Annotated in this window: 11 protein-coding genes and 1 CRISPR repeat array (1 of these 12 cut by a window edge); of the genes, 5 read left to right on the top strand and 6 right to left on the bottom strand. The window is 52.9% G+C overall.

The annotated features are described in order from the left end of the window. The first annotated feature begins 3 nt into the window (after positions 1-3). From M0646_RS02350 to M0646_RS02365, 4 genes are all read left to right on the top strand, one after another. Positions 4-2829 carry a cation-translocating P-type ATPase gene (locus M0646_RS02350; protein ID WP_286649832.1) on the top strand — a complete coding sequence of 942 codons (2826 nt, stop codon included), beginning with the start codon at positions 4-6 and terminating at the stop codon, positions 2827-2829. 127 nt (positions 2830-2956) lie between these two features. Further along, positions 2957-4633 carry a ShlB/FhaC/HecB family hemolysin secretion/activation protein gene (locus tag M0646_RS02355; RefSeq protein WP_286626436.1) on the top strand — a complete coding sequence of 559 codons (1677 nt, stop codon included), beginning with the start codon at positions 2957-2959 and terminating at the stop codon, positions 4631-4633. A gap of 297 nt (positions 4634-4930) precedes the next feature. Beyond that, positions 4931-13141 carry a filamentous hemagglutinin N-terminal domain-containing protein gene (locus M0646_RS02360; RefSeq protein ID WP_286626437.1) on the top strand — a complete coding sequence of 2737 codons (8211 nt, stop codon included), beginning with the start codon at positions 4931-4933 and terminating at the stop codon, positions 13139-13141. A gap of 291 nt (positions 13142-13432) precedes the next feature. Continuing rightward, positions 13433-13675 carry a hypothetical protein gene (locus tag M0646_RS02365; RefSeq protein ID WP_286626438.1) on the top strand — a complete coding sequence of 81 codons (243 nt, stop codon included), beginning with the start codon at positions 13433-13435 and terminating at the stop codon, positions 13673-13675. Here M0646_RS02365 and thrC read toward each other — a convergent pair. Next, entirely contained in the window at positions 13672-14760 is a 1089-nt protein-coding gene (gene thrC, locus M0646_RS02370) for a threonine synthase (RefSeq protein ID WP_149817814.1), read from the bottom strand. The two genes, M0646_RS02365 and thrC, sit on opposite strands and share 4 nt — an antisense overlap. A gap of 115 nt (positions 14761-14875) precedes the next feature. Here thrC and M0646_RS02375 point away from each other — a divergent pair, with 115 nt between their 5' ends. Further along, positions 14876-15490 (top strand): histidine phosphatase family protein, encoded by a 615-nt coding sequence (locus M0646_RS02375; RefSeq protein WP_286649833.1) that lies wholly within the window; start codon positions 14876-14878, stop codon positions 15488-15490. Positions 15491-15542: 52 nt separating this feature from the next. On the opposite strand, the gene cas5 is transcribed toward M0646_RS02375, so the two are convergent. The 5 genes from cas5 to cas6 form a co-directional block, all read right to left on the bottom strand. Then, positions 15543-16208, bottom strand: a complete 666-nt coding sequence (cas5, locus tag M0646_RS02380) for a CRISPR-associated protein Cas5 (RefSeq protein ID WP_149817819.1) — start codon at positions 16206-16208, stop codon at positions 15543-15545. Continuing rightward, positions 16208-17080, bottom strand: a complete 873-nt coding sequence (gene cas7i / locus M0646_RS02385; protein WP_286649834.1) for a type I-B CRISPR-associated protein Cas7/Cst2/DevR — start codon at positions 17078-17080, stop codon at positions 16208-16210. Before cas7i ends, cas5 begins: the two co-directional genes overlap by 1 nt. A gap of 29 nt (positions 17081-17109) precedes the next feature. After that, on the bottom strand, positions 17110-18627 hold the full coding sequence (cas8a1, locus tag M0646_RS02390; protein WP_286626441.1) for a type I-MYXAN CRISPR-associated Cas8a1/Cmx1: 1518 nt from the start codon (positions 18625-18627) through the stop codon (positions 17110-17112). Beyond that, complete coding sequence (gene cas3 / locus M0646_RS02395; RefSeq protein WP_286626443.1) at positions 18624-20822, bottom strand: CRISPR-associated helicase Cas3'; 2199 nt, start codon at positions 20820-20822, stop codon at positions 18624-18626. The genes cas8a1 and cas3 overlap by 4 nt, the downstream gene beginning before the upstream one ends. 85 nt (positions 20823-20907) lie before the next feature. Further along, the gene (gene cas6, locus M0646_RS02400) at positions 20908-21576 is read right to left on the bottom strand and encodes a type I-MYXAN CRISPR-associated protein Cas6/Cmx6 (RefSeq protein ID WP_149817827.1); all 669 of its coding nucleotides are present in this window, start codon (positions 21574-21576) and stop codon (positions 20908-20910) included. Between the two features lie 291 nt (positions 21577-21867). Then, positions 21868-22284: direct repeats of the CRISPR family, unit length 36 nt; unit sequence GTGCTCAACGCCTTACGGCATCAAAGGTAGAGGCAC (it continues 46 nt past the right edge of the window).

Below are 22284 nucleotides of genomic sequence, written 5' to 3' on the forward strand. Positions count from 1 at the left end.
GCCATGACCTCCTCCAATGCCTCCTCCCCCATGGATCGTGAATCAGTTTGGCATGCTCTGAGTGCTGATGAAGTCATTAGCCGCCTAGGGAGCGATCGCCAACAGGGACTGAGTTGTGCAGAAGTGCAACGGCGACAAGTCCAATATGGCCGCAATGAACTCGTTGACAATGGTCGCCGCCCGCGCTGGCAGATTTTCATTGATCAGTTTCGCAATGTCATGCTGATCATGCTGCTCGTGGTGGCCTTCATCTCTGGCACATTGGAGATTCTCGAATCCCTCGAAGAAAACACCATTCCGTTCCCCAAGGACGCAACCGCCATTCTGGTGGTGGTCATTCTCAATGCCATTTTGGGCTATGTCCAAGAAGCCCGTGCTGAAGAGGCGCTCGCTGCGCTGAAAAGTATGGCGGCGCCCAAAGTGCGTGTCCTGCGTGAGGGCAAGGTCATGGAAATTGATTCCCCTGAACTGGTGGTTGGGGACATTTTCTTTTTGGAAGCGGGGGTCAAAGTGGCTGCCGATGGTCGCCTCCTTGAAGCCGTCAACCTGCAAATCCGCGAGGCAGCACTCACCGGTGAAGCAGAAGCCGCCAGTAAAAATGCTGCGCAAATCTTGCCCCTTGATACGGAACTGGGCGATCGCGCCAATCTAGTCTTTGCGGGCACAGAGGTCAACCAAGGGCGAGGAGCCGCCATCGTCACCGCGATCGGCATGGACACTGAACTAGGGAAAATTGCCGCTGCCCTGCAAGGGGTGGAGCAGGAACCCACACCTCTGCAAAAACGGATGACCGAGCTGGGAAATCGCCTAGTCGCCATTGCTTTGGTGCTGGTGAGCATTGTCGTGATTGCTGGGGGTCTCTACGATCTCTCACTGCTGCCGCATCTCATTGAAGTCTCCCTCAGTATGGCGGTGGCCGTCGTCCCCGAAGGCTTGCCCGCCGTGATTACCGTCACCCTTGCCTTGGGAACGCAACGGATGGTGAAACGCCATGCCCTGATTCGGCGGCTGCCGGCCGTGGAGACACTGGGGAGTGTTACAACCATTTGCTCGGATAAAACGGGTACCCTCACCCAAAACAAAATGGTGGTGCAGGCGGTGGCAACCTCCTCCTATCGCGCCAAGGTGAGCGGCAATGGCTATGAACCAAGGGGGGAATTTTATGACGCCAATACCGATGACCCCTCAGCCCTATACGAACGCCAACTGCTCCTTCTAGCGGGAGCGCTGTGCAATGATGCCCTGCTTAAACAACACGCAGCGGAGTGGGTGATTCTCGGCGACCCGACCGAAGGCTCTCTCCTGCCCTTGGCCGCTAAAGGGGGGATTGACCTCAAAGCATTGCAGGAAAAGGCTGAGCGGGTAGTGGAGTTTCCCTTTGATGCCGATCGCAAGCGCATGAGTACATTCTACCGCAGTGAGTCCGTTCCTGCGATTGCCGCCAAGGAACCCTACTGGATGATTACCAAAGGGTCACCCGAACTGACCTTGGAACGCTGTCAATGGCGCCAAGTGGGGCAAGACATTCAACCCCTCACACTGGCGGAGCGTCAAGAGATTCTGGCGCAAAACAATCGCTTTGCCGCTCAGGGTCTGCGGGTCTTGGGCATTGCCCATCGCTACTGGTCAGCGCTGCCACCAGCGGAGAGTGTAGACACCAGTGAGCAGGATTTGATCTGGTTGGGGCTAGTGGGCATTCTTGATCCCCCGCGTCCGGAGGTACTGGCGGCCGTCGCCACCTGTCGCACTGCTGGGATTCGCCCGATTATGATTACGGGAGATCACCAACTCACAGCTCAGGCGATCGCCAGTCAAATTGGTATCTGTGAGTGGGGCGACTGTACCCTCACGGGTCGGGACATTGAAAAACTCAGTACCGAGGAATTGGATGCCGCCACCCCCACCGTCAGTGTCTATGCCCGGGTCTCGCCGGAACATAAACTGCGGATTGTCAAATCGCTGCAACGTCACGGTGAGATTGTGGCCATGACTGGGGATGGTGTGAATGATGCCCCGGCTCTCAAACAAGCGGATATTGGCGTAGCCATGGGGATTACGGGGACGGATGTCACCAAGGAAGCCAGTGATATGGTGCTCTTGGATGATAACTTTGCAACCATTGTGGCGGCTACCGAGGAAGGGCGAGTGATCTACAGCAATATTCGTCGCTTTATTAAATACATTCTCGGCTCCAACATTGGTGAAGTGATCACGATTGCCTGCTCACCCCTACTGGGACTAGGAGGTGTGCCTCTAACGCCCTTGCAAATCCTCTGGATGAACTTGGTGACTGATGGCCTGCCTGCCCTTGCCCTTGCCGTTGAGCCGGGGGATCCCGATGTCATGAAGCGTCCTCCTGTTAAGCCCAACGAAAGTATTTTTAGCCGTGGCTTGGGTTCCTATATGATTCGTGTCGGTTTGATCTTGGCGATCGTCGGCATCTCCCTGATGGTATGGGCCTACAGCTACACCGCTGAACATCTGGAAGGAGGACTCGATCCAAGACGTTGGACAACCATGGTTTTTACCACCCTCTGTCTCGCTCAAATGGGTCATGCCCTTGCCGCCCGTTCCAGTACACGGCTGACGCTTGAAATGAGCCCCACCTCCAACCTTTTTGTTTGGGGCTCAGTCATCCTGACAACGATTCTGCAACTCCTGCTGATCTACGCCTCCCCTCTGCGACGGTTCTTTGGTACCTATCTGCTCTCGGGGACTGAGCTAGCCGTGTGCATCGGCTTTAGCACGCTGGTGTTTGTCTGGATTGAATTAGAAAAGCTCGTGCTCCACTGGTTGCACAAAGGGCATGAATTACAACTCCTAGATTAATTTTGTTAACTAATTTCGTAATATCCGCTATTGCTTACCCCCTGAATTAGGGGCTAACGTTTTGAGAACCTAGACAAAAGAGAGAGGCTCTGATATTTTGCAACTGAAAGTATTTTACAGACAAGCTATGATTTCTGTACTTGGACTCCTGTACACCAATCTTGCCGAACTGCAAGCAAGAGTGCTTCTTGCCCAAGCTTTTTCCCCTGAGCGCCTCATCGAAGAAATTCAACCCCCTCCCCTGCCCCCTCGTGAGCCAAAGATTACAATTCCTGAGGGTCAAGAGATCCGGCCACCGACCGATTCCGATCAAATTCGCTTCCTTCTAAAAGACATCATTATTAGTGGCTCAACTGTCTATTCCCCCGAAGCACTTAAAACGTTATACGCAGATCAGCTCAACCGCAACGTGACTCTTGCTGACATTTATACCATTGCCCAAAAAATCAGCGAGCACTACCGCCGCTCAGGCTATCTTCTAATCCGTGTCCTTGTACCTGCCCAAGAAGTTACCGAAGGCATTGTTCGTCTCAAAGTTGTCGAAGGCTATGTCGAGGAAGTACGGTTTGAAGGTTCCGCGGGAACGATCAAGCCATTACAGCCCTATGCTGATCGTATTCAATCCTCTCGCCCTCTCAGAACTAAAGTTCTCGAGCGTAATCTACTATTGATGAGCGATTTGGCCGGCTACAAAGTGAGTGGACGCTTTGAAGCTGGTAACCAGCCCGGCGCAACTATTCTGACGATTACTGCCAAGAAGGATTCCTTTCAACCCTTCTTTACACTCAACAATTGGTATGCCGACAGTGTTGGTCCTATTCGTCTTCAGGCAGGGGCTTACTTTAATTCTCTGCTGAACAGAGGTGAGCAATTTATTCTGAGTAGTACAACCGTTCCTTTCGATTTCAACGAACTCAAAAGTGGTCGCTTCGATGTAAACATTCCCTTAGACGCCAATAGTCTCAAATTTGTAGGCAGTTTCAGTTATGCTGAAAGTGAGCCTGGAGATAACCTTGCCCCCTTCAGGATCAAAAGCAACAGTTGGCTGGGCAGCATAGGCTTTTCCTATTACCCCATTCGCTCAAGGAAACTCAACCTGCTCACAAGTGCTTCTTTTGATGCCCTCAATAGCACGGTCAGTACCACATTTTTAGGGCCACAAGTTCTCCTCAGTCAGGATCGAGTTCGTGTTTTCCGTGCATCGAGTCAAGTCACTTATACAAGCCGGGTTGGATTCACTAATGCCTCTATACAGCTCTCTCAAGGCATTGCAGGTTTGGGGGCGCGTCTGAGCGGAACTCCCACTTTACCTCTTTCTCGCTTCAATGCTACCCCTGCAGCCTTCAAAGCAAATTTGGACTTTACACAGATTTTCTTTCTCCCTAAAAATTGGTCAGTCAGCCTAACAGGTGCAGCCCAAACAGCCGCCGCTCCCCTTGTTGCCTCTGAGCAATTTGGAATTGGTGGCTTCAACTCTGGCTCTGCCTATGTTCAATCCGCCATTTTAGGAGATGATGGCTACGCTCTACGTCTTGAGCTACAACATACCCGTTCCTATAAATTTCGTAAAACAAGCTTCACTAGCCAGCCCTATGCCTTTGTAGACTATGGCCAGACCTTTCTTAAAAGACCGACGATTGCTGAGCCTAGCAGTCAGGAGGCCTTGTCAACGGGCTTGGGTTTGCGACAGCTCATCAACCCTAGCCTACAACTTCGCCTAGAGCTAGCCTTTCCCCTAACGAGAATTGAACCCGCCTTTGAACGGAGCCCGCGTCTATTCTTCCAAGTTCAGGGCATATTCTAGCTTTTAGGGGATACTACGGTCTTACATTGTGGGCAAGAGAACTGGGCAGCGCAGGGACTCTGAGGTAGGGAAGCAGCCATCAACTGTTGTTCTTAGGGATTCAGTTGCATGGAGCAGAAAGGAAAACCGAGTCACGAAGCCGAAACATGGTTCTGCTGCTTCCTTGGAATCAATGACTAGGTCAGCCTAAATACTTATTGATTTTATAGTCAAGGATGTTCTAGGATTAACTTGTGCTACTGTACCTACCTTTTTAAACTATTCTTCAACCCTCCAAAGGCTGTTGGAGTTAAACCCATGAAAAAGATATTCAGTGTGTTCCTAAATGGTATCACCCTTACCCTGTCGAGTATTTTCCTAACAAGTCTCAGTCCTCGGATAGCCGAGGCACTGCCACAAAACCCAACAGTGAGTGAGGGGCAAGTCTCTTTTCAACAAAGTACCCCCCATCAGCTTCATATTCTGCAAAGCAGTCATAAAGCCATCATTAACTGGGAGGGCTTTAGCATTGGAGCCAATGAAGGGGTATTCTTTGTCCAGCCGGGCGCAACAGCAGCCGCACTCAACCGAGTGACAGGGCTAACCCCCTCAAGTATTGCCGGTCAACTGAACGCCAACGGTCGCATCTTTCTAATCAATCCCAACGGCATCGTCTTTTTACCCAGTGCCCAAGTTAATGTGGGCAGCCTTATTGCAAGTACCCTTGACATTAAAGATCAAGACTTTTTGCAGGACAATTTCCGCTTTTACAACCTCTCCAATAGGCCGCCGGCTGCTATTACCAACCAAGGGCGCATCACTGCCCAGGAGGGAGGTGTGGTGTCCCTAATTGCGCCAGCAGTTCAAAACACAGGGTTCATTTCAGCACGCTTGGGTCAAGTTGCCCTAGTGAGCGGCACTGGTGTTACCCTAGACTTCACAGGAGATGGGTTGCTCAGCGTCAGGGTAGATAGTGATCTATCTCAGCAAGTAACGGATGTCTATGGTCGCCCACTTTCTAGTCTAATTGATCAGCAGGGGCACATTAGCGCGGGGCACGTTATCCTTTCTGCCAGTGCTGCTCAGCGCATCATGGATCGGGTGATGAACGTTGATGGCATCATCGAAGCGCGAGCAGTTGAGAATCGTCAAGGGCGGATTATCTTAGCAGGCGGCCCCACAGGCGAAGTGAATATTAGCGGACGCCTAGATGCAGATGGTATTTACGGCGGTCAAATTACCGTAACAGGTCAAGATATTCATCTTCAGAACACTGCCCATCTATCGGCCAATGGCAACCTAGGCGGCGGGCAGATTTTTATTGGCGGCAGTCCTCAAGGGCAAGGTCCTCTGCCCAATGCCAGAAACACCTTCATTGACGCAGGGGCACGCCTAGAAGCTAATGCGCTAACCCAAGGGAATGGGGGTACTGTCATTGCTTGGGCAGATGAAGCCACCCATTTCCACGGCCACATTAGTGCCCGCGGGGGCAGCCTTAGTGGTAATGGCGGCTTTGCCGAAGTTTCGGCACGCAATAACCTATACGTCACAGGCTTTGCCGATCTCAGGGCGCCCAACGGTTCCTTTGGTACCCTTCTCCTTGATCCCGGCTCGATTACCATTCAAAATGGCCTCGGCTCTAACACTGGCCCTAACACCTTTGATGATGCACATATCGTTGGTCAACTTGGGTCGGCTAACTTGACCATCAGCACGGCAGCTGCAACTAGTGGTGGCTCGGAGACAATTACTGTTCAAACCAATACAAACATTACATGGAGTCAGAATACTACTCTAACGCTACAGGCAGGCCGTAACATTGTCATTCAGCCCGGTGTAACAATCCAAAATACCGGCGGCGGTGGCATCACACTAGAAGCCAACATTAGTGGTGGTACTTCTGGTAATTTTAAGGGTATTTTCATTGAGGGAACGGCGGCTCAACCCACGCTACTAGCAACAAACTCAGGTAACATTACCCTCACGGGTCGGGGAGGTACCTCAGGTAGTAATAACTACGGCATTCAATTAACAGGTCATGCCACGCTGCGAAGCGACAGTGGCCAAATTACCCTCAACGGTACTGGCGGTACGGGAGGTGGTAGTAGCTATGGTGTTTATCTCAGCCGGGGTGCTCGCATTGAAAATATCACAGGAAATATAAGCATTACCGGTATTGCTGCTGGGGGTAGCGGCTCAAACAACGATGGTGTTTTCATTACAACAACTCCACGCGGCACTGACAATCCCAATACCTCAGGTAGTAGGCAAACACAAATCACTAACCAAGATGGAAACATAACCATTAAAGGTACTGCCAATGGCAGCAGTTCAACGGATGACGGAATTGCTCACTGGAACGCTTTAGTTCGAACCACAGGAAGCGGCAACATCACTTACGAGGGTTATTCAGGTACAGGGACAGGTACAGGAAGCAAAGACGGTCTTGAGTTACAGCGTCATTTAACCGACGGCTTCTCTGCTGAAATCTCGGCAATGGGTTCAGGCCATATTACCCTAAAGGGCGTTTTGCGGGGTGGTAACCCAACCGATTATGCAATTAAGTTTGGTGAGCCTTCGTCTTCGGGTAACCCTAATAATGCCTTTATAGTGACCAGCAATACGGGCAACATCTGCCTAATCGGTGAACATACCGGTACTGCCAGCAGCGCCATCACCCAAAATTGGATGAGTATTCGTACAGCAGGTGCTACTCCAACGATTCAAAGTACGAATGGTGGCAACATTATTCTTGTGGGTGACAGGCTTGATCTAAGCAGCAACACTACATTAGGTAGCTCTGGCATTTTGGTCATCCAACCCTTTACACCGGGTCGTGATATTGATATTGCTGGGACAGCGCCCGATACGACTCATCTTGCCCTAAGCAGCACCGAATTTGGTCTAACGAATGGTTTTAGTCATGTCATCTTTGGCCATGAAAATGGCACAGGAACAGTTACCATCAACTCTCCCATTACTCGAAATCAACACCTTACCCTCCGGGGTGGCAACATTCAACTGAATTCATCAATTAACTTAGGAGGAAACACGCTAGCACTTTTCAGTAATGGGGGCTCTGTCACTCAAACATCTCCCTTCACAGCAAGTGGCTTAATTTTGGGTGGCAGCGGCAGTTTTATCCTGAATCAACCTTCAAACAACGTCAATACAATTGCAACCGCGAGTTCAACTGGCGCCATCACATACCAAGATCAGGACGATCTGACGGTTGGGCATCTGAGCATTCCTTTTGTTACAACGTATCCTAACTGCTGCACTGACAGCACAACAACCTTAACTGCTAATGGTATTACCACCAACAACGCTGATGTCATCCTCCGTACCGGCGGTCTCCTCACCCTAGACGCCAGCAGCAACCTTGGCAGCGGCAACCTAACCCTGATCAGTAATAATGGGGTCACTCAGACAGCAACAGGCAGCATCACCGCCACCGGACTGGGTCTGCAGGGCAGTGGCACCTTTGACCTGAACAATGCCAGCAATGATGTGGACACCCTTGCGGCCAACGTCAATGGTGGCGTCAGCTTCAAAGACAGTGATGACCTGACCATTGGCGGACCTGTCACCAGCACGGTGGGCAGCGATACGGCAACAACCGCAGCTGGCCTTACCACCACCAACAACGATGCCATCATCGAGAGCGGCAACACCCTCACCCTAGCCGCCAGCAGCAACCTTGGCAGCGGCAACCTAACCCTGATGAGTAATGGGGGGGTCACTCAGACAACAACAGGCAGCATCACCGCCACCGGACTGGGTCTGCAGGGCAGTGGCACCTTTGACCTGAACAATGCCAGCAATGATGTGGACACCCTTGCGGCCAACGTCACGGGTGGCGTCAGCTTCAAAGACAGTGATGACCTGACCATTGGCGGACCTGTCACCAGCACGGTGGGCAGCGATACGGCAACAACCGCAGCTGGCCTTACCACCACCAACAACGATGCCATCATCGAGAGCGGCAACACCCTCACCCTAGCCGCCAGCAGCAACCTTGGCAGCGGCAACCTAACCCTGATCAGTAATAATGGGGTCACTCAGACAGCAACAGGCAGCATCACCGCCGCCGGACTGGGTCTGCAGGGCAGTGGCACCTTTGACCTGAACAATGCCAGCAATGATGTGAACATCTTGGCGGCCAACGTCAATGGTGGCGTCAGCTTCAAAGACAGTGATGACCTGACCATTGGCGGACCTGTCACCAGCACGGTGGGCAGCGATACGGCAACAACCGCAGCTGGCCTTACCACCACCAACAACGATGCCATCATCGAGAGCGGCAACACCCTCACCCTAGCCGCCAGCAGCAACCTTGGCAGCGGCAACCTAACCCTGATGAGTAATGGGGGGGTCACTCAGACAGCAACAGGCAGCATCACCGCCGCCGGACTGGGTCTGCAGGGCAGTGGCACCTTTGACCTGAACAATGCCAGCAATGATGTGGACACCCTTGCGGCCAACGTCACGGGTGGCGTCAGCTTCAAAGACAGTGATGACCTGACCATTGGCGGACCTGTCACCAGCACGGTGGGCAGCGATACGGCAACAACCGCAGCTGGCCTTACCACCACCAACAACGATGCCATCATCGAGAGCGGCAACACCCTCACCCTAGCCGCCAGCAGCAACCTTGGCAGCGGCAACCTAACCCTGATCAGTAATAATGGGGTCACTCAGACAGCAACAGGCAGCATCACCGCCGCCGGACTGGGTCTGCAGGGCAGTGGCACCTTTGACCTGAACAATGCCAGCAATGATGTGGACACCCTTGCGGCCAACGTCACGGGTGGCGTCAGCTTCAAAGACAGTGATGACCTGACCATTGGCGGACCTGTCACCAGCACGGTGGGCAGCGATACGGCAACAACCGCAGCTGGCCTTACCACCACCAACAACGATGCCATCATCGAGAGCGGCAACACCCTCACCCTAGCCGCCAGCAGCAACCTTGGCAGCGGCAACCTAACCCTGATGAGTAATGGGGGGGTCACTCAGACAGCAACAGGCAGCATCACCGCCACCGGACTGGGTCTGCAGGGCAGTGGCACCTTTGACCTGAACAATGCCAGCAATGATGTGGACACCCTTGCGGCCAACGTCAATGGTGGCGTCAGCTTCAAAGACAGTGATGACCTGACCATTGGCGGACCTGTCACCAGCACGGTGGGCAGCGATACGGCAACAACCGCAGCTGGCCTTACCACCACCAACAACGATGCCATCATCGAGAGCGGCAACACCCTCACCCTAGCCGCCAGCAGCAACCTTGGCAGCGGCAACCTAACCCTGATGAGTAATGGGGGGGTCACTCAGACAGCAACAGGCAGCATCACCGCCGCCGGACTGGGTCTGCAGGGCAGTGGCACCTTTGACCTGAACAATGCCAGCAATGATGTGGACACCCTTGCGGCCAACGTCACGGGTGGCGTCAGCTTCAAAGACAGTGATGACCTGACCATTGGCGGACCTGTCACCAGCACGGTGGGCAGCGATACGGCAACAACCGCAGCTGGCCTTACCACCACCAACAACGATGCCATCATCGAGAGCGGCAACACCCTCACCCTAGACGCCAGCAGCAACCTTGGCAGCGGCAACCTAACCCTGATCAGTAATAATGGGGTCACTCAGACAGCAACAGGCAGCATCACCGCCACCGGACTGGGTCTGCAGGGCAGTGGCACCTTTGACCTGAACAATGCCAGCAATGATGTGGACACCCTTGCGGCCAACGTCACGGGTGGCGTCAGCTTCAAAGACAGTGATGACCTGACCATTGGCGGACCTGTCACCAGCACGGTGGGCAGCGATACGGCAACAACCGCAGCTGGCCTTACCACCACCAACAACGATGCCATCATCGAGAGCGGCAACACCCTCACCCTAGCCGCCAGCAGCAACCTTGGCAGCGGCAACCTAACCCTGATGAGTAATGGGGGGGTCACTCAGACAGCAACAGGCAGCATCACCGCCGCCGGACTGGGTCTGCAGGGCAGTGGCACCTTTGACCTGAACAATGCCAGCAATGATGTGGACACCCTTGCGGCCAACGTCACGGGTGGCGTCAGCTTCAAAGACAGTGATGACCTGACCATTGGCGGACCTGTCACCAGCACGGTGGGCAGCGATACGGCAACAACCGCAGCTGGCCTTACCACCACCAACAACGATGCCATCATCGAGAGCGGCAACACCCTCACCCTAGACGCCAGCAGCAACCTTGGCAGCGGCAACCTAACCCTGATCAGTAATAATGGGGTCACTCAGACAGCAACAGGCAGCATCACCGCCACCGGACTGGGTCTGCAGGGCAGTGGCACCTTTGACCTGAACAATGCCAGCAATGATGTGGACACCCTTGCGGCCAACGTCACGGGTGGCGTCAGCTTCAAAGACAGTGATGACCTGACCATTGGCGGACCTGTCACCAGCACGGTGGGCAGCGATACGGCAACAACCGCAGCTGGCCTTACCACCACCAACAACGATGCCATCATCGAGAGCGGCAACACCCTCACCCTAGCCGCCAGCAGCAACCTTGGCAGCGGCAACCTAACCCTGATGAGTAATGGGGGGGTCACTCAGACAGCAACAGGCAGCATCACCGCCGCCGGACTGGGTCTGCAGGGCAGTGGCACCTTTGACCTGAACAATGCCAGCAATGATGTGGACACCCTTGCGGCCAACGTCACGGGTGGCGTCAGCTTCAAAGACAGTGATGACCTGACCATTGGCGGACCTGTCACCAGCACGGTGGGCAGCGATACGGCAACAACCGCAGCTGGCCTTACCACCACCAACAACGATGCCATCATCGAGAGCGGCAACACCCTCACCCTAGACGCCAGCAGCAACCTTGGCAGCGGCAACCTAACCCTGATCAGTAATAATGGGGTCACTCAGACAGCAACAGGCAGCATCACCGCCACCGGACTGGGTCTGCAGGGCAGTGGCACCTTTGACCTGAACAATGCCAGCAATGATGTGGACACCCTTGCGGCCAACGTCACGGGTGGCGTCAGCTTCAAAGACAGTGATGACCTGACCATTGGCGGACCTGTCACCAGCACGGTGGGCAGCGATACGGCAACAACCGCAGCTGGCCTTACCACCACCAACAACGATGCCATCATCGAGAGCGGCAACACCCTCACCCTAGCCGCCAGCAGCAACCTTGGCAGCGGCAACCTAACCCTGATCAGTAATAATGGGGTCACTCAGACAGCAACAGGCAGCATCACCGCCACCGGACTGGGTCTGCAGGGCAGTGGCACCTTTGACCTGAACAATGCCAGCAATGATGTGGACACCCTTGCGGCCAACGTCAATGGTGGCGTCAGCTTCAAAGACAGTGATGACCTGACCATTGGCGGACCTGTCACCAGCACGGTGGGCAGCGATACGGCAACAACCGCAGCTGGCCTTACCACCACCAACAACGATGCCATCATCGAGAGCGGCAACACCCTCACCCTAGCCGCCAGCAGCAACTTTGGCAGCGGCAACCTAACCCTGATCAGTAATAATGGGGTCACTCAGACAGCAACAGGCAGCATCACCGCCACCGGACTGGGTCTGCAGGGCAGTGGCACCTTTGACCTGAACAATGCCAGCAATGATGTGGACACCCTTGCGGCCAACGTCACGGGTGGCGTCAGCTTCAAAGACAGTGATGACCTGACCATTGGCGGACCTGTCACCAGCACGGTGGGCAGCGATACGGCAACAACCGCAGCTGGCCTTACCACCACCAACAACGATGCCATCATCGAGAGCGGCAACACCCTCACCCTAGCCGCCAGCAGCAACTTTGGCAGCGGCAACCTAACCCTGATCAGTAATAATGGGGTCACTCAGACAGCAACAGGCAGCATCACCGCCACCGGACTGGGTCTGCAGGGCAGTGGCACCTTTGACCTGAACAATGCCCCTGTTGCCGTAACGTTGTTTGCTGCACAGGTAAATGGTAGCCTGCTTTACAATGGTCTAAACTCGGTTAATATTGGTACAGTAACTAGCACTGTTGGTAGTGATATTGTAACAACTACCGGCCTTAGTGCCCCCAATCTACCCGGTGGCGGCAATCAGCCTCCTAGTGGTGGGAATCAGCCTCCCAGTGCCCCCAATCTACCCGGTGGCGGCAATCAGCCTCCTAGTGGTGGGAATCAGCCTCCTAGTGCCCCCAATCTACCCGGTGACGGCAATCAGCCTCCTAGTGGTGGGAATCAGCCTCTTAATGGTGACCAAGGTGCTTCTAAAGCAACCTTAGGGGGGCAACGTGGTGGTGTGACCATAGCAGGAACAACCAGTGCAAGCTGTTCTTCTAATAGGGAGGGATTTACAGAAGAGGATCAAAAAGGTAAATCGAAGTCTCGTCTTGTACTCATCAATAGCCAACAAACAGCTGTTGATCCGCTAACGCAGCTGACAGTATATGAAAATGAGGAGTGGACAGACGAGGGTCAATGCGTAAACCTTGAGCTAGAGACTGATTCTTTGCAGTAACTATTACCCTTAGCGCTGTAAGTCCCCCCTCCTTTAGGGGGGATATCTTTTGCAAATACACGGGACATTGGTATGGTATCAACATGGCAACGCTCACTAAGACCCTCAAGCTTCTGTTCCTTGGGCTCAACCGGTCAAAGGCGGAGCTGTTTGCACGTCTTGAGCGGCTCAACACCCACGTTGCCAATTCGATGTTTCTACCGACGACGATCGCCCCCGCCGCAATAGGGCGTCCTAGATCCGCTGCGCCTCGATCCATTGAGCGGGAGGCAAGGAGTACGTTTCGAAATATTGCCAAAGCCCAATCCGCTGAGTCGTGAGTTGACCCGCACCGAAGCAGAAATGGCCTACTTTCGTGGGGGCAATCCCACCGTGCGCGATCTGTTTAGCCGTGCTCAGCAGTTAGCCCAACCTGCCAGCTTGACAGCAGCTGCACCCACCACCGCCAATGTTGCCAGCTTAGCCACCAATCGAGCCGCAGTACAACTCTTGAAGGCAAGTCGCCACCTGATGCGAGCGGAGCGCGGTTTCTAAAAGCCCATGACCTTGGCTACAGTTTGCTCAGTGGGTTCAATGTGGCGGTGGAAGCGATCGCTCTGTTGCTTGAGCGCTGTTTCTGGATCCTTGAGACCATTGCCCGTCAGCACACAGACCACCGTGGCACCACTGGGCACCTGATCGGCCAATTTCAAGAGACCCGCCACAGAAGCCGCACTAGCCGGTTCACAGAAGATACCTTCCTCAGAAGCCAGCAGACAATAGGCATTCAGGATTTCCTCATCGGTAACGGCATTAAAGGCACCTTGGCTGGCTTCTTTGACGGCGATCGCCCGTTGCCAGTTGGCAGGATTGCCAATGCGAATGGCCGTCGCAATCGTTTCGGGATGGGTGACAACCTCGCCCTTGACAAGGGGGGCAGATCCCGCTGCTTGAAAGCCCATCATCCGCGGCAGGCGATCGCAACGATTTTGCTCACGATACTGGCAAAAGCCCATCCAATAGGCAGTAATGTTTCCTGCATTACCCATGGGAATACACAGCCAATCGGGGGCATTGCCCAAGCTATCCACCACCTCAAAGGCGGCGGTTTTCTGTCCTTCCAGCCGATAGGGATTGACGGAATTGACCAGCGTCACGGGGTAAGTTTCCGCCATTAGGCGCACAATCTCTAGGGCTTGATCAAAGTTGCCCTCAATGGCAATCACTTCAGCACCATAGAGGAGCGCTTGGGCCAGTTTTCCTTGGGCAACGTACCCTTCGGGCACCAAGACATAGGCCCGTAAGCCTGCCCGTCTCGCGTAGGCCGCTGCTGAGGCCGAGGTATTTCCTGTGCTGGCGCAAATCACAGCTTCGGCTCCCGCTTCCTTGGCCTTGGAAATGGCCATGGTCATGCCACGATCTTTGAAGCTCCCTGTGGGGTTGAGGCCATCGTACTTGACATACACCGCGACGTTGCGGCCAATGCGGGCTGCAATTTGAGGCACGGGAATCAGTGGTGTATTGCCTTCATAGAGGGTGACCACTGGGGTGCGATCGCTCACAGGCAAAAACTCACCGTAAGCGTGAATCAGGCCATGCCAAGCAGGACGGATGGGGGGAGCAGAGAGTGTTACAGGCACAGGTACGCAGTCAAAAAATATGAATAAATTTGAGGCTGAAGATAGAGATTAGCCACACAGTAGGATAATTTTAGCGATCAGGGGTTACACTTGCCAATTGCCGGAGAATCACATTATGCGTCTAATTTTGATTCGCCATGGAGAAGCCGTTGGTAATGCTTCAGGCGTCATGCTCGGGCGGCAGGATGTACCCCTCACAGAACGAGGACGGCAGCAAGTCCTTGCCTTACGGGAAAAGCTCCCCTTACCCCATGCCATTTACACCAGTCCGCTGCAACGCTGCCGCGATACGGCGACACTCATGAATCCTTGTCCTGACTTAAAGGTTCAAGAGTTGGCGGAGTTAATTGAAATTGATCAGGGCATTTTCACAGGACTCACGTGGGCACAGGCGCAGGCGCAACATCCCGATCTTTGTGAAGAACTGGAGGAGAGTGACTACCTGATTCCAGTTCCCGAGGCAGAGTCAATGGCCATGGCTTGGCAGCGGGCAAAACAGGCTTGGAAACAGCTCCGACGCCACAGGGACGAGCAGTGTGTTTGGTGTATTAGTCATGGCGGCTTTTTGCAGTGCCTGATTAGCGTTGTTCTGGGGAGCGATCGCCTGTGGGGGATGGAAATTCCCCCCGCTGCTTGGTTTGACTTTTCAGTACGGGTGGATCTGGATGGGCGCTTTGAGGCAGAAAATATCCGCTGGTGGCGCATCAATGCCTTTAATCAGTGCTCCTAGACGGCCAGCTCAGGTTAAGGTTGTTAACAAACCGCAATTTGCTCGATTGGCATCAAGATCTGCGAGCGGCGGAGGGTCGCGATCTTGGGGTTGGCACAGTTAGCTGCGGAATCCTGACCCAGCAATGGTCTTCAAATTCGTTGCCTAAGCGAAAGCGTTGAAAGGTTCCTTGGCTGCTCTGGCGATCGATCCAGATGGGCAGGCTAATGAGACCTCGATTGTCTTTAATGAGCCAGCGGATCGAGCCATCGTTGTCCCGATAGGGGCGTACACCATTGACCAGTGCCCACGACTCCCCCAAACTCAGGCCACCAAAGCGGGAAATTTGCTGGGGTGTGGTGAAGGCGATCGCCAGCCGATCAACCAGCTTCAGTGGTGCATTTTCCTCACTCGAATCAACTTTGACAACCACTTGCACATCTGTGAGCAGTTCATGGTGATTCGGCTTGGAGAATTTACTCGTGGAATAGGTGCCGAGGCGATTCTTACTGAACTTGTGATGCCGCTGTTTACGCAGAATGCGAGAAATGGGTGGGTCAGCACCAATAATGCCAATGGCCAGTTTGACACCCCGATGTTGATCCAAATTCTCTTCACCGATCAGGGAAAGGAGCATGCCATAGATCGTGGAGGGGGGTGGATAGCGGTAGGTCTCCTTAAAGTCGCGGGCAAAGCTGCGGGGAAAACTGGTACAGGGACAATCAACGTAAAGTTGCATTAGGCGGGCACCTCAAGCTTGAGTTGTTGCTTTAATTGTTCTTTGGCGTGGGCGATCGCTTCTTTGACCCCGCGATAGACCTGAACCCCCAATGCCTTTAACTGCTGACCATAGGGAGTATCGGCAATCTCACCGCCCACCAGTAGCTCATCAGCCTTCACATCCCCCACTTCAACCAGTCGCACTAGCCGTGGGCAGCCCACCGACTCCCCAATGCGCTTAAACACCTCCATAATCCAAGGACTGGGATCATCTGTGATGCGAAGCACAATGGACTCTGGCCGAAAGTCGTACAAAAAGCGGGCATGGTTGCCGCCGACATGACGCACCGCCCCAATGGCATCGAGGGTAAGGAGGGCACGTTCTGGTTTCTTCAAACTCTCTGGTGTGAGGGCGATCGTGTACTGATAGGCAGTGCAGTGTACTTCGGTGCTATGAATCGAAGTTTTTCCCTTTTCGCCGCCTTTAGAACCAAAGGCAATATCCCCCCAATAGGGATCCAGACTCATAGCGCGACTAATTTCTAGGGCACCCCGCCGTTTGGTCGTGGCATCTTCATTATCCTTCCCCTTTTTGGCGTCCATGTAGCCAAACAAGTCATCATCAATGTATTTTTCAGCGCTGAATTGTTCATCCTTGAAGCTATACTTGTCAGTCTCAGCATTAAATGTGCGATTCACCTCTTTTTCATAATGATTTTGAAAATACTCCCGCAATCCCCAACGGATCGCTTCTGCACTCACAGTAGTGTATTGATCATTGCCACGGGTGATTTTTTGCAAAGTTGAGAGAGTGCTCCCATCCCCTTCCCCCCGGTTATTGGCTGCAACAGCAGTGGTCGTTACAATTGTTGCAAAAAGATGTTTTGTCATTGTTATTTCTCCTAAGTTAAAGACAGCAACTATTCATCAACAAAGGAAAACATTTCCTCTTCCGTTACATTCACCTCATCCATTGATTCAGAGGCAACCTCAGCACCATTGAGAGCATCTCCCTTCTTACTGCTGTAGGTGGCGATCGCCAGCAGTACCAGATCTCTTGCTCGCCGCCAGTTTTCCTCACGGTGAATCCAGTGAACAATTTGCGGGCCTTTATCGCGAGCGGCTTTGCTACGAAACTGGCTTAGGAAATCCACCAATGCAGTAGCAAATTCCTGTTGCGTACTCGGACGTTGGAATCGGTAGATAACCTTATCGGTCACTTGCCCATAGTCTAATTGGCGACCTTGCTTCTTAGCTTGCTGAATCTGCCCGTACAGGTATTTACTAAAAGCACCTTGTACCACCTCAAAGAGCACCTGTTCATCGGGATTCAAGTGTTTGGTCATTTTTACCAACCCTTCACGTTCATAGAGCTTATTACGTTTGTAAAATTCAAAGAAACCTGCATACCAAGGCTGACCTCCAATTAAATTGTCACAAATCCAAGGCAGTGCTTTAGAAAGAGCTAACCAAGTTTCACCATTCTCCTTTTGTCGCACGTGCGCAGGAAAAACTTGGCGAGCGACTTCATACAATTCGAGGACTTCATCCATAACCTCTACGCGATACACCGCCTGTTTCAGGTAAGCTTGCTGGGCATCCCAGACTTGCTTCCCCAACTGGTAAACCTCACAGTAGTGCACGCCAAAGGGTTGCACTGCTTCGACCACCTTTTCCTGCAACAGGAAATGCAACGCAGATTCACCAGCGCCACTGCTACGAAAGTCTCGATACGTGCACCCCGACATCGCCCGACGGCGCTTAACCCAGTGCTTTAGATTTTGAACTTCAGGAATAACCAGTGCTGAGCGGGCAGAGAGCTTGCCACCAACAGTTTGGGGAGGAAGTTGGTAGTAGCCACAGGCAAGGGGCAAAAAAAGCAACGCCAGAAAGCCCTGCGGCGATTCTTGATAGGGACCATTGACAAAACATTCCACCAGTCCGGGCAGATGATTTCCCTTCAGGGGAATTTCTTTCTTGAAGGCTCCCTTATTGTTAAAGGCCTCCTTGATGTCGCCGGTGTAATAACAGCTCTCTAGGGGCTTCACCTCAATCGAGATCTCTGGTTGATCCGGCTCAATTAAGAACGTGCGAGTGACAGAAGTGTTGCTGAGTTTGCGCTGTGTATTGTGCTGGAGGAATGTGGTGAGTACCCCTTGGGTAAACGTGTATTGCCCCTGGGCATCAAGCTTGAGGGCAGGAACCTCTAGATAGCCTTGGTGATTAATCTGATAGGTTTGCTTTAGCAGCCATGTCACAACCTCTCGATCACTCCCTTTCCACGCCAGTTCAACGACCTCATCGGTGACGTTCCAAGTTAAGGGAGCCTGTGAACGTTGGCTTTCCAACTCGGATAGGGCTAAGGCTAGACCCGCAATTCCTGCTCGATGGGGCAAAAGAAAATTTGGATCAAAGATCGATAAGGTAAATTGGCTCACAATTTCACCTCCTGCCGGGAAGCGAACGCCCCTAGGTTTGGGTCATAGTGCCACTGCTCCTTAGGCGCAATCAAATATCCGCTCTTGTGGCGCCGCCAACCCTTGATATTTTTGGTAGCGGGTAGGGGGATTGTGTAGCGCATCAGTTGACTAGATTTGAGGAACGCAATCTCCTCCTGATCCTGTTCGAGAAGGGCAGTGACGGTATAGCCTGCTTCGCGCAACGGTGCAGGATACGTTTTCCATCTGCCATCCAGCCAGACAAAGTGATCCTTGGGTGTGTGTGGAGTGTTGAGTTTTTCTAACCAAGCGGCGAGCTGGGCTTGGCTAACCAGCTGACCGACAAACCCTCGCACCAGTGCCCAACCCGCATCCAGTTCATCTGCACTGTAGGGAAAACCAACCTTGTCATCGGGGTAAAAGAGGGCATCAAGGGCGTGGCCGCAGTACTGACGGTTGAGCCGCCCCAACCGCTGGATTAGCCCTGCGGGGTCAGCAATTTGAGTCACGAGGAGTGTTGCCGACAAGTCCAGCGACATTTCTGCCACTTGCGTGGTGATGGCTAGGACGGGTTGATTTTGTTTGAAGGCCTCTACCACTTTGCGGTGATGGTGCACGCGATCGCCATAACGAAAGCGACTGTGATAGAGCAGAGGTTGAAGTCCCTGATTTTTCGCTTGCTGATAGGTAGCGATCGCTGTATCCACCTGATTGCAAACCCACAGGACTTTACCACCTTGGTCAAGTTCTTGCTGAACCCGCGCCCAGTCCAGCTGTGCTAGCTCATGGAAGCGATAACGGGGCAGGTGTTCAATGTCTCGGGGGCCTTGGATAATTTCAACAGGTTCTCCCACTGCATTGCGAATGGCCTCCACCTGCGCGGGTAGAAATGAGGCAGACATGAGTAAGATTGGCGCTTTAACAACGTTGAGAAATCGCAGTAAGGCGCCAAAGAGAGCATCGTCATAGCAATGAACTTCATCAAAGACGAAAGCAGCCTTGGCGATCGCTGGAAAGCAGTACAGGGGACGGCGGTGACATTGCAGGAGTCCCAAAACGGTATCTACAGTGCAAACATTGACCTTTGCCCCCCACGCCTTGAAGGCTTCTAATTTCTGAGCGGCCTCATTAACCGCTCCATCGCCATTGTCTTCTTCTTCTCCTGTGCAAGCCAACTCCAAATCAATAGCCGACCGAGAGTGCAATAGCTCTGACTCTACTTGGTGATGAACATAGCCCAGAAAGCCCTCGGTGCTAGTGCCCGTTGTTGGATAACAAAAGAACAACTTGCGTCCAATGCCATGGCGTTGTGCCCAGCAATAGGCACCAAGGGTTTTCCCTGTACCGCAACCCGCACGTGCCAGTGTGACTCGTTTGGAGTCCTCCCGCAGATCAATTTGAAATGGCCGCAGGCAGTGCTGACCCCGCCGGGCATCAATCACCTTTTGTAGATCAGCCACCGTTAAAGTGCATTGTAGTTGTTCTTGGATCCATTGCTGGAGGTTGGTTGTCACCGCTGCTGAGGCCGAGCCAATGGCATCTGCTGCCACAAGCAGTGCTTTCACAACAGCAACAAACACAACAGTTGGTTTCCAGTCAATAAAAGCCTGCAAGACTGCTGCCCGTTTCTCCTTGATTGTTTGCATGTCCCATCGCGATGAGAACGCAAAAGGAGGAATGATTTGAGGCAGCCCTAGGGTTCTTACCCCATAGCGAAGCAGCTTGCGGAAGGAAGGATGATGGACATACCAGTACAGGTAAGGGTCGCCACTGCCCTCGCGGATCTCCCCCAGTGCACTGGTGTCTCGCCCCTGCTGACCGCCTAATTTGAGGTGATGTCCTCCTGCTGCGGCGATCGCTGTCATCAAGTCAGCATTGGGGCATTGGCAAAGCCAGTTTCGGAACTCCCACGCCAGCAAGACAGACCCCACTTCATGACGGATAAGTTGTGGGTATTGCAAGGGGTTCTGTTGAGGCTGCACCGATGGATTTGAAGCCCTGAGGGGGTACCTGACCACCCCTTGAAATTGGTGATTGGCCTTACCCCAATCGTGCAGATAAGCGGCCAGTCGCGCCGTTGCCCGCAGGGTTTCCCTAGTGTCGTTGCTAAATCCAAACTGCTGGAGCAACCCTGTGCCCAGTGCATCAACCAAGGTGGTAATTGACTTCACAACCGCCGCGGTATGACCAGCCAAATGATACCTTCCTCTCCAGTCGGCGCTGCTTGGGAGTGAAGATTTTGCCAACAAAATATCTGGGTCTAGTTTTGGGGGTGGAGAACTAGGCAGCATTCGGTTCCTCCTTGACCGGGTAAAACCAGCCGCAGCCAAAATGTCTTCGTCCTCCTAATCCATGCCACTGCAACTTTAGAGAATCTTCAGGAGTTAAATCTTCAACAATCACGCGGTAGCCTACGACTTTTTTGCCTTTCACTTGAATCGTGCGCCGTGCTAAATCACCATTCGGATCAGAAGGAATAAATACCTTTCCCTGAATGCCTAAATGAGTTAGGCCTTTTTGACAAGATTCCAAAAAATAGCGGGGCACTTCTAGGTGATCAATTGCTTCTAATTTGAAAGTGACTAGGCGAGCTGCGAGGGTTCCTGAAGGCTCTGGCAATGTAATTCGAGGTTGCACAAGGCGAATCAGATGCCCCTGAATATCCAACACTTGGTTCTGGAAAAAGCGATACCACGTCTGCACTTGATCTGTAGGACAGCGAAGGCGAAAGCGTGAAGCACGATTTAGATAAATAATACCCTCACCGTTAGGAATTCCAGCAATACTGCTAAGGCGAAGATCACTTGGTATATCTGAAGGTAGATCTGGCCGCCCCGATTGTTGCAACTGTTTTTTAATAGCAGAGTATAATGCATAGCCATGATCTGCTGGCAGTGTTCTTCCACGCAAGCTGTAATGGATTTCAAGAAAGTGATTGTGGCTAGTCATGACGCTATCTTATTACCCCCGCCTAATCTGAATGCTTTCCCTCAATTATGGGTCTCTGGAGCACTGCCAAGGGTAGCCACTGTCTAGTTTCAAGAATCATGCTAACGGATAACTTATAGTTGTCAACTTACAAAAATTTTAACTTCTACTGTAGGTAACCACAAGGAGCAAAAAAGCTTTTGGATACAATTTTTTATTTTTATTCAAGAAAGTTAACCAACCGCTGGGCTAGCCCACAGCACCAGAGGTAGAGGCACGTTTCTCTACTTCACTCAATTCTTTTTTGGATCTGTGCTCAACGCCTTACGGCATCAAAGGTAGAGGCACAGTAGCATCCATATCTAGGCGCCGTTCTTCAAGAGGTGCTCAACGCCTTACGGCATCAAAGGTAGAGGCACAGTAGCATCCATATCTAGGCGCCGTTCTTCAAGAGGTGCTCAACGCCTTACGGCATCAAAGGTAGAGGCACCCGATCGCTTGTTGTTGCCACAAAGCGCGGTCTGGTGCTCAACGCCTTACGGCATCAAAGGTAGAGGCACTTGAGGATTGTGAAGTAGGCGGGATACACCCGGACGTGCTCAACGCCTTACGGCATCAAAGGTAGAGGCACTGCTTATATCTGGGGCGATCTATCCATCGATCGCGATGTGCTCAACGCCTTACGGCATCAAAGGTAGAGGCACAATACTCAAGAATCGCATCCTCTAA

This window comes from Thermosynechococcus sp. B3 (assembly GCF_030323045.1).
Classification (GTDB): domain Bacteria; phylum Cyanobacteriota; class Cyanobacteriia; order Thermosynechococcales; family Thermosynechococcaceae; genus Thermosynechococcus.

Excerpts from the sequence above, each read along its gene's own strand:
- M0646_RS02350 (WP_286649832.1), top strand. The coding sequence starts at position 4 with ATGACCTCCTCCAATGCCTCCTCCCCCATGGATCGTGAATCAGTTTGG.
- M0646_RS02355 (WP_286626436.1), top strand. The coding sequence starts at position 2,957 with ATGATTTCTGTACTTGGACTCCTGTACACCAATCTTGCCGAACTGCAA.
- M0646_RS02360 (WP_286626437.1), top strand. The coding sequence starts at position 4,931 with ATGAAAAAGATATTCAGTGTGTTCCTAAATGGTATCACCCTTACCCTG.
- M0646_RS02375 (WP_286649833.1), top strand. The coding sequence starts at position 14,876 with ATGCGTCTAATTTTGATTCGCCATGGAGAAGCCGTTGGTAATGCTTCA.
- cas5 (WP_149817819.1), bottom strand. The coding sequence starts at position 16,208 with ATGCAACTTTACGTTGATTGTCCCTGTACCAGTTTTCCCCGCAGCTTT.
- cas7i (WP_286649834.1), bottom strand. The coding sequence starts at position 17,080 with ATGACAAAACATCTTTTTGCAACAATTGTAACGACCACTGCTGTTGCA.
- cas6 (WP_149817827.1), bottom strand. The coding sequence starts at position 21,576 with ATGACTAGCCACAATCACTTTCTTGAAATCCATTACAGCTTGCGTGGA.